This is a genomic window from Streptomyces sp. NPDC005761 (assembly GCF_040630635.1).
Classification (GTDB): Bacteria; Actinomycetota; Actinomycetes; order Streptomycetales; family Streptomycetaceae; genus Streptomyces.
In genome coordinates this window covers 1-8,740 of the sequence record NZ_JBEXXX010000087.1, presented here as the reverse complement: position 1 = coordinate 8,740, position 8,740 = coordinate 1, and the positions used below count along the sequence as shown (strand labels likewise).

Genomic DNA, 8,740 nt, shown 5'->3' with positions numbered 1-8,740 from the left:
CAGGGTCTGGGGGGGCTTGTCGGCCCCCGGTTGTTTGCGCCGCCCCCGGGGGCGGGCAGCCCCCGCCCCCCCCCGCCCGCCGGCACGCCATTCGGGCGTGCCGGCGGGGGAGCGGGGCCGGGCTCCGCAGGCCACGAGCGGCGGATACGGACACGCTGTGCCCGCCGAGCCTGCACAATTCGGTGGTGACGAATGATGACCCGTACCTGTGGCTGGAAGACATCGAGGGCGAGGCCGCGCTCGCCTGGGTGGCCGAGCGGAACGCCGAGACGGATGCCGCGCTGGCGTCCGCCGCCGGGTTCGCCTCGCTGAAGCAGCGCCTGCTCGAGGTGCTGGACGCGCCCGACCGGATTCCCTACGTCGCGCGACACGGCGAGTTCCTCTACAACTTCTGGCGGGACGCCGGACACGCGCGGGGAGTGTGGCGGCGCACGACACTGGAGCAGTACCGCACGGACACACCGCGGTGGGAGGTTCTTCTCGACGTGGACGAGCTCGCCGCCACGGAGGGTACGAAGTGGATGTGGGCCGGTGCGCGGGTTCGCCGCCCCGACTGCGGCCGCGCCCTGGTCTGCCTCTCCCGCGACGGCGGTGACGCCGTGGTGGTCCGGGAGTTCGACCTCGGCACCCGGACCTTCGTCCAGGACGGCTTCCAGGTCGCGGAGGCGAAGACCAGGATCGGGTGGATCGACGCCGACACCGTGTTCATCGGGACGGACTTCGGGCCGGGCACCCTCACCGATTCCGGCTATCCGCGCACGGTCCGCACATGGCGCCGTGGCACACCCCTGGAAGAAGCCCGACCCGTCTTCGAGGGCGAGACGCGAGACGTGGCGGCGGGCGGCTGGCACGACTCCACGCCCGGTTTCGAACGGGACTTCGTCGTCCGCTCGACGGACTTCCATCACAGCGAGATGTACCTCCTCACCCGCGACGCCTCGCTCGTCAGGATCGATGTTCCGGACGACGCCACCGCGTATGCCCATCGCGAGCACCTGATCGTCACCCTGAAGTCCGACTGGCTCGGACACCGGGCGGGTTCGATGCTGGCTTTCGGCTTCGATTCCTTTCTCGCCGGGGACCGGAGCGCGGAGGTCCTGTTCACCCCGGACGCAAGGACCGCCCTGGCCGGACACGCGTGGACACGTCATCATCTGATCCTGGAGACGATGCACGACGTCAGCACCCGCATCGAGGTCCTCACCCCCACCCCCGGCTCCGGGTGGACGCGCGAGCCGCTCGGGGACGTTCCCACGCTGTCGACGGTCACCGTCGTGGACACGGATCCGGACGTCTCCGACGAGTTCTTCCTCGATGTGTCGGGGTTCCTGCAGCCTTCCACGCTCTACCACGGCAAGGTCGGGGGAGAGACGGAGATCCTCAAGCGGGCACCGTCCCGCTTCGACGCGGCCGGTCTCACCGTGGAGCAGTACTTCGCCTCCTCCCAGGACGGTACGAAGGTGCCGTACTTCGTCGTCGGCCCCGACCACGCCCCCACGGGCCCCGGCCCCGCCCTCCTCTACGGTTACGGCGGCTTCGAGGTCTCGCTCACCCCCTCCTACGGCGCGGTGACGGGCCGGGCATGGCTGGAGCGCGGGGGCACCTACGTGATCGCGAACATCCGGGGCGGCGGCGAGTACGGCCCCGGCTGGCACCGGGCGGCACTCGGCGCCGAGCGGGTACGGGCCTTCGAGGACTTCGCGGCTGTCGCCGCCGACCTCGTCGCACGGGAGATCACCACCCCGGCGATGCTGGGAGCGGCGGGAGGCAGCAACGGTGGACTGCTCATGGGCGCGATGGTCACCCGGTACCCGGAACTGTTCGGCGCGATCGTCGCGCATGTCCCGTTGCTGGACATGCTCCGTTTCCATGAGCTTCTCGCCGGGGCGTCCTGGACAGCCGAATACGGTGACCCGGACGACCCGGACGATCGCGTGCACCTGGGCGCCCTGTCCCCGTACCACTTGCTTTCCGCGGGCCAGGTCTATCCGCCACTGCTCCTGACCACCTCCACCCGTGACGACCGGGTCCACCCCGGCCACGCCCGCAAAGCGGCCGCACGCCTGCGCGAACTCGGACACCGGGTCCTGCTCCACGAGAACACCGGTGGCGGCCATGCGGGCGCCGGTGACAACGAGCAGTCCGCCCACAACAACGCCCTGATGCACACCTTCCTGTGGCGCCATCTCTCATCACCGGCCCTCGGCTGACCCGGCTCACCAGGTGTGCCGAAAAAGCGGAAACAGCGCTACGGCCGGACGAGAGGTGCGACCACGCCGCTGCGCAGGGGGACCCTCACGGCGTGCAGGCTTCGGCGATCGACAGGCTGTTCTCGTAGAGGTGGTGCCGGGTGACGCGGCCGTCCTCGACGGTGAGGTGAAGGGCGAACGGTCCTGCGAAGGACTTGCCCGTCGCTCGTACGGTTCCCGACAGGTGCCCCATCAGGACGGCGTCGGCACCGTCGACGAGGAAGGTGTCGACGGAAGCACGCGCGTCCTCGGGGACCGTGTACGCCGCCAGCTCCGCCGACTGCGCTGCGCATTCGGCGGCGGTGGACCGCGGGCGGATCCACGGGACGAGGGGGTTCTCCGCCAGCAGCCAGTCGACCTCGTCGGCGAACAGGGAGACGATCCGCTCGGTGTCACCGGCCAGCCTTGCCGCGAGGAACGCCTCCACGACGGCCCGGGTGGCCGCCGCGACGGAACCCGCTGTGCCGACCGGGCTCTGCTCGCCGGTCGTGGAAGTGACGGCCATGGTGGGCTCCTCGCGATGAAATCGGGGCTGCCGGCGGGGGGCCCCGTCGTTGTTCCCGATTCTTCCGGGGACCGGAAGCGCGGTCGATTACCCCGCAGGTAATCCGCCGGCGGGCTCACCTCCGAGCCGCTTCAGCCGAGGTCCACGCTCAGCAGTTCCCGGAACGTCTCCGCCCCCGCCGGGGTCACCTTCACCGCCCGCCCCGAGCCGATCCGCCGCACCCACTGCCGCTCCAGCGACGTGGCGCACAGGGCGGCTCCCACGGCTCCGGCCAGATGGGACCGGCGTTCCGTCCAGTCCAGGCAGCTCCGCACCAGCGGCCGGCGCGCACCTGCGGGGTGCCGGTAGTCCAGCGCGTCGGCCAGCCAGTCCCGGCCCGCCGGGGTGACGGTGAGCCCTGCGTCGTCGGCGACCAGCCCCCGGGAGACCATGGCGTCGGCAAGGGCCACACCCAGTTCACCGGCCAGATGGTCGTAGCAGGTCCGGGCTCTCGCCTCGGCGCCCGCCTGCACGGACTGGCGCAGGTTCCGCGGGCGGGGGGAGGCGCCGGGGGCGTACGAGGCGACGGCCTCGATCAGGGCTGCCGCCTCCGGGTCCGCGAGCCGCACGTACCGGTGCCGCCCCTGCCGCTCCTCGGCCAGCAGGCCGCCCTCGATGAGTCGGGACAACTGCTCGCTCGCCGTGGACGCGCTGACCCCGGCGCTCCGTGCGAGCTCACCCGCGGTCCAGGCCCGGCCGTCGAGGAGCGCCTGGCAGAAGGCGGCGCGGGTGCGGTCGGCGAGCAGCGAGGCGGTCTCGGAGATGGAGGACATGCAGCCATGATGCCGCCGCGACGGTTCGGGCCCCACCGAACCGTCGCAGCCCTACCGTCGGCTCCATGACGCACACGACCCATGCATTCGACCGTTTCGAGGACAGCTTGTCGGCTCTGGCCGACCCGGCGCTCGTCCCCGAACGGCCGGCCGCGGCAGCCGGCCCGCCCGGGGCGAGTGTGGCCTGGCTGCGGGCCACGGTGGCCCGGTTCAGTCACGGAGAGCCACACCGGCGGCGACGGGCCCTGGTCGAGGCCGAATTGGCCCGCTTGGAACCCGAGTCGCTGCGACAGGCGGCAGCCGCGGCGCCCGGGGGAGCAGCCCGGGTCAGGGTGGTGCGTACGCTCGCCGAGGCACTGGGATGCCGCAGCCCGCAGCTGTGGCTGAGGCGGTGATCGTGGTGGCCGGAGTCTATTTCGGGGGCGAGGACGCGAAGGCCGACGAGGCAGTGGCCCGGCTGGTGGGCCGGCTGGCGCCCGCCCAGGACGTCGCCGCAGCTGCGCCGGATGAGCCGGTGGTGCCGTTGGGCGCGGCTGCTCTGGAATCCGCCGCCAACCGCATCGGCCTGCTGGTCCAGGCGTGCGAGGCGACGGCCGCGCTCGTCGATGCCGCCTCCGGCAGCGACGGACTGCCGCTGTCCCGGGTCCTGCGGGACCTGCCCCCGGTACGGACCATGCGTCGCACCGCCGTCGGGGCCACCCGGGTGTCGGGCCGGGAGATCGCCGAGGGCGATACGGTCCTCCTTGACCTGGCGACCGCCAACCGACGGCACCCGGTCCCTCTCTCCTTCGGTGCCCCGCCTCGCGTCTGTCCCGGCCGTACACACCGGCGGTCCCCACTGTCCGCGAGCTGGCCGCGCTGGGCGTGCGCCGGGTCAGCCTCGGCTCGCTGCTCTACCGCACGGCCCTGGCGGCGGCCGTCACCACGGCGACCGCCGTCCGGGACGAGCGGCCGACGGATCTGTCGGCCCCGTCCTACGCCGAGGTCCAGGCACTGGCGCCCGCTCCGGCCCCTGCGTGCAGCCGCGCCGTGTCCCCGGGCCAGGCCGTTCCGTAGCCGCCGTCCCGCCGCGCGAACCGCCCGGACGGAAGGTACGGTGCCCGGACCGGCATGGAGGAGGAAAGGGACATGGACAGTACGGTGACTGACGGGCTGCCGCACATACGCGAGGACCTCGCCGACTTCTACCGGGACCTGCACCGCCACCCGGAGCTGTCGTTGCAGGAGACACGAACTGCGGGGTTGCTGGCCCAGCGCCTGCGGGACGGGGGATTCGACGAGGTCGTCGAAAAGGTCGGTGTCACCGGAGTCGTGGGCGTCCTGCGTAACGGGGACGGTCCGGTGGTGATGCTGCGCGCGGACTTCGACGCGCTGCCTGTGGAGGAGAAGACCGGACTGCCGTACGCCAGCACGGTGCGCTCCGTGGACAGGGACGGCCATGACGTGCCCGTGATGCACGCCTGCGGGCACGACATGCATGCCGTCTGCCTGACCGGGGCCGCCGCGCTGCTCGCCCGAGCCCGCGGGCAGTGGAGCGGAACCCTGCTGGTGGTGTTCCAGCCGGCCGAGGAACTGGCCGTCGGCGCCCGGGGAATGGTCGACGACGGGCTGTTCGAACGCTTTCCCGAGCCGGACATCGTCCTGGGCCAGCACGTCGGCCCCCTGCCTGCCGGATTCATCGGCTACGGCAACGGGCCGGTGATGGCGGCCGCCGACTCGGTGAACATCACGCTGCACGGTCGCGGCAGCCACGGGTCCCGGCCGGAAGCGTCGATCGATCCGGTGCTCATGGCGGCGAACGTGGTCACCCGGCTGCAGGGCATCGTCGCCCGCGAGGTCCCGCCCGCGGAGACCGCGGTGGTGACGGTGGGGCGCCTGAAGGCCGGCACCAAGGACAACATCATCCCGGAAACTGCCGAACTGGGCGTCAACATCCGCGCCTTCACCCCGGCGGTACGCGACCTGGTCCGCAGCGCGGTGGAGCGCATCGTGACGGGCGAAGCGCAGACGAGCGGTGCGCAGAAGCCTCCGGACTTCACCTGGTTCGCATCCGCACCCGCACTCGTCAGTGAGCCGGAGGCCACGCAGAAGACGGTGGCGGCGTTCTCCGAACACTTCGGCGCACAACGGCTTATGCCGATGCCGCAGGTGAACGCAAGCGAAGACGTGGGCGTCTTCGGCGAGGCGATCGGGGTGCCCACGGTGTTCTGGTTCTGGGGCGGGCTGGAGGCGGAATCGACGCTTGCCGCATTCACCGAGGGACGCATGGACGAGCTGCCCAGCAACCATTCCTCGGCATTCGCGCCCGTCATCGAGCCGACGCTGAGCACCGGTGTGGAGACGCTGGTCGTTGCGGCGTTGGCCTGGCTCGGCAAAGTGTGACAGCGGCGCAGCAGGTTGCCCGGTACGCGGGCCGCGCACCGGCACGGTGAAACCGCTCGACCCGCGTGCCTGCGTTCGGAGATCCTTGGGTATGGAGTTCCTCTGCTACCACCGCGACCGGCCCGGATCACTGACGCTGCGTGACGAGCTGCTGGAAAGGCACTGGTCCTACATGGACCAGTACGAGAAGGAGATGATCGCCCGGGGCCCGACTTTCGCCGACGACGGCGAAACGCCGACCGGAAGCATCCACATCGTCGACGTGTCCGGCCCCGCCGCTGCCCGCACGTTCGCCTTCGAGGAGCCGAACCACCAGGCCGGTGTCTACCGTGACGTGCTGCTGCGCCGGTGGCGCAACCTGCTGGGCCGCACGATGTGGGACTTCCCCGGTGGGCACAGCGGCGGCAACCGGTACCTGGTGATCGGCCTCGGCGCGGGGGAGGCCGCCGACCTCGAGGTCCCGTCCGCACACGACGAGCTGATCGCGTACGGGCCGCTGCTCTCCGACGACGGTGCGACGTGGCTGGGCACGGCGGCGTTGCTGCGAGCCGCGGACCCGGACACGGCACGCGCCGTCCTGACACCGGACCGGTACGCCGGGATCGAGGTGCACACCTGGGAGTTCGGGGGCCGGCGCTCGTAGCCCCGGGGCCCGGTCGCCGGGCACCACGTCGATGGGGGCGGGTGGCTCGGCGGGTCTCGGCCGGATGGAGCACGGCCACGCGCAGCTTGCGGGGCACGGGGCGAAGCTGGATGTTCCACCGAGCTCACGTCTCAGGAGAACTTCCGTGCTGCTTCCAGGCTCCCCGCAGGTCCGCCTGCCCCTCGCCGCCCTGCTGGCCGCCGCCTGCACGGCCGGGCTGCTGCTTTCCCCCGCCCAGGCCGCCGACGCCCCCGCCGACCACGACCGCGCGCTGCGCAGGCAGTTGCAGGCACTGACCGACGCGCCCGGCGGGCCGCCCGGTGTGATCGCCGTCCTCGAACGGGGCCACCGCACCGATGTCTACCGGGCGGGTGTCGCCGACACCGCCGCCGCCCGTCCGATCGAGACAACCGACCACATGCGCATCGCCAGCACCGCCAAGGCATACAGCGGCGCGGTCTCCCTCCAGCTCGTCGACCGCCGGAAGCTGCGGCTGGACGACACCATCGGCAAGGTGCTCCCCCGACTGCCGCGCGCCTGGCATCGGGTCACACTGCGCCACCTGCTGAACCACACCAGCGGGCTGCCCGACTACTCCGCAGACCCGGAGTTCCTGTCTCTGCTGACAGCGGACCCCCGGCGTCATTTCGACTCCCGTCGGCTGCTGGATTTCGTGGCCACCGAACCGCTGTCGTTCCGCCCGGGAACCCGGTACTCGTACTCCAATTCCGACAACATCGCCGTCGCGCTGATGGCGGAGGCGGTGACGGGACGCCGCTACGAGGATCTGCTCGCTCAGCTCGTGTACCGCCCGCTCCGTCTGCGCAGCACCAGCCTGCCGCAGGGCTACCGCATGCCCGAGCCGTACATGCACGGCTACGAGGTGCCGCCGGACCCGCCCGAGGACGTCAGCGAGGCGCTGAGCGCGTCAAGCGTGTGGGCGTCGGGCGGGATCATCTCGACTCCCAAGGACATGACGGCCTTTGTCCGCGGTTACGCCGGGGGGAGGCTGATCTCCGACGGGACCCGCCGTCAGCAGCTGAAATGGGTGAACGGAGCATCCGAACCCGCGGGACCCGGCGAGAACAAGGCCGGTCTGGCGATCTTCCGGTACACGACCCGGTGCGGTGTGGTGTACGGCCACACGGGCAACTTCCCCGGCTATACGCAACTGGTCGCCGCCACCGCGGACGGCAAGCGCTCGCTCACGTTCTCCCTCACCACTCAGGTGAACAAGACGAACAAGCCCGACCTGCTGAAGCGGCTGCGGGCCGTGGAGGAGAACTTCGTCTGCGCGCTGTTGGGCAAGCGCTGAATCCCTGCGGGATGAGATGTCCCGTACCCCGTCCGGTGGAACCCACGGCACCCGGCACAACCATCCCTGCCGTCCGTGGGTCACACCAAGTGGGAGCAAACCGCTCCTGGAGACACAAGGGGGAAATATGCGAAGCATGCGTAATGTCGCGGTCGGCGGGGCGTTGGGCGCACTGGTGGCCGGGGTCACGGTCATGGGCGCCACGGCCGCCTCAGCCGCACCCAACGTCACACCTCAGGGCGTGTGCGGCAGTGCCTACAAGACCGTGAACTCGGTCCCCGTCGGCTCACTGGGCACCGTCTACCTGACGTACAACTCCTCGAACGGGAAGAACTGCGTCGCGACCATCCGTGCCAACCCGGGTACGGCCAAGGACATGTCCACGTACATCTACGTGCCCGACACCGACGCGTGGGCCGGGGACTCCGGGAACTACACGTCGTACGCGGGCCCGGCCTACGTCTACGGCAGGGGCCACTGCGTGAGCTGGGGTGGCAACATCGCCAACGTGTACGTGTCCGTGGACAACTCCAACTGTGCTGCGCGCCAGGAACACCGGGTCACGGAAATCCGCTGATCCGGGCGTTCGGGGGATGCCGACGAACGCGTCACACCTTCCCGAGGTCATGCCGTGATCAGCGGCGACGGGCGCTCGCCGTTCCCGTTGCGGTGAGCGGCCCCGTCCGTCGCCGGAGTGCGGAACATCGAGAAGCACGAAGTGGCCCGGCCGGAGTTTCCGGGGGGGGGCCCATGCCCGGGGGGGGGGTGGATCGGAGGCGTTGGGGGGGTGGGTGGTTTTTTTAACGTACAAGGGGTGGTTAATCAGGAGGGGGT

Annotated in this window: 8 protein-coding genes and 1 pseudogene; 7 read left to right on the top strand and 2 right to left on the bottom strand. The window is 71.0% G+C overall.

Annotation, left to right across the window (positions count from 1 at the left end; translation table 11 throughout):
* Positions 1-185 precede the first annotated feature (185 nt).
* Positions 186-2,210, top strand: a complete 2,025-nt coding sequence (locus tag ABZ434_RS35735; protein ID WP_359146169.1) for a prolyl oligopeptidase family serine peptidase — start codon at positions 186-188, stop codon at positions 2,208-2,210.
* Positions 2,211-2,295: 85 nt separating this feature from the next.
* Here ABZ434_RS35735 and ABZ434_RS35730 read toward each other — a convergent pair whose 3' ends face one another.
* Positions 2,296-2,754, bottom strand: coding sequence for a nuclear transport factor 2 family protein (locus ABZ434_RS35730; RefSeq protein WP_359146166.1), 459 nt, complete (start codon positions 2,752-2,754; stop codon positions 2,296-2,298).
* A gap of 131 nt (positions 2,755-2,885) precedes the next feature.
* Positions 2,886-3,566: a winged helix-turn-helix domain-containing protein gene (locus ABZ434_RS35725; RefSeq protein ID WP_359146163.1), complete on the bottom strand. Its 681-nt coding sequence runs from the start codon at positions 3,564-3,566 to the stop codon at positions 2,886-2,888.
* A 65-nt stretch (positions 3,567-3,631) separates the two neighbouring features.
* Between ABZ434_RS35725 and ABZ434_RS35720 the strand changes: the two are divergent.
* The 6 genes and pseudogenes from ABZ434_RS35720 to ABZ434_RS35695 form a co-directional block, all read left to right on the top strand.
* Positions 3,632-4,392: pseudogene (locus ABZ434_RS35720) on the top strand (isocitrate lyase/phosphoenolpyruvate mutase family protein); the annotation flags it as partial.
* Positions 4,393-4,430: 38 nt separating this feature from the next.
* Positions 4,431-4,622: a hypothetical protein gene (locus tag ABZ434_RS35715; RefSeq protein WP_359146171.1), complete on the top strand. Its 192-nt coding sequence runs from the start codon at positions 4,431-4,433 to the stop codon at positions 4,620-4,622.
* Between the two features lie 72 nt (positions 4,623-4,694).
* On the top strand, positions 4,695-5,948 hold the full coding sequence (locus ABZ434_RS35710; protein WP_359146160.1) for an amidohydrolase: 1,254 nt from the start codon (positions 4,695-4,697) through the stop codon (positions 5,946-5,948).
* 91 nt (positions 5,949-6,039) lie between these two features.
* Complete coding sequence (locus ABZ434_RS35705; RefSeq protein ID WP_359146158.1) at positions 6,040-6,591, top strand: YciI family protein; 552 nt, start codon at positions 6,040-6,042, stop codon at positions 6,589-6,591.
* A gap of 145 nt (positions 6,592-6,736) precedes the next feature.
* Positions 6,737-7,906 (top strand): serine hydrolase domain-containing protein, encoded by a 1,170-nt coding sequence (locus ABZ434_RS35700; protein ID WP_359146155.1) that lies wholly within the window; start codon positions 6,737-6,739, stop codon positions 7,904-7,906.
* Between the two features lie 127 nt (positions 7,907-8,033).
* A complete protein-coding gene (locus ABZ434_RS35695; RefSeq protein WP_359146152.1) occupies positions 8,034-8,483 on the top strand; it encodes a spore-associated protein in 450 nt (149 codons plus the stop codon).
* Positions 8,484-8,740: the final 257 nt, after the last annotated feature.

What these genes read in the sequence shown, in the direction of transcription:
- ABZ434_RS35730 (WP_359146166.1), bottom strand. Translation starts at nt 2,754, where the DNA reads ATGGCCGTCACTTCCACGACCGGCGAGCAGAGCCCGGTCGGCACAGCG.
- ABZ434_RS35725 (WP_359146163.1), bottom strand. Translation starts at nt 3,566, where the DNA reads ATGTCCTCCATCTCCGAGACCGCCTCGCTGCTCGCCGACCGCACCCGC.
- ABZ434_RS35710 (WP_359146160.1), top strand. Translation starts at nt 4,695, where the DNA reads ATGGACAGTACGGTGACTGACGGGCTGCCGCACATACGCGAGGACCTC.
- ABZ434_RS35705 (WP_359146158.1), top strand. Translation starts at nt 6,040, where the DNA reads ATGGAGTTCCTCTGCTACCACCGCGACCGGCCCGGATCACTGACGCTG.
- ABZ434_RS35695 (WP_359146152.1), top strand. Translation starts at nt 8,034, where the DNA reads ATGCGAAGCATGCGTAATGTCGCGGTCGGCGGGGCGTTGGGCGCACTG.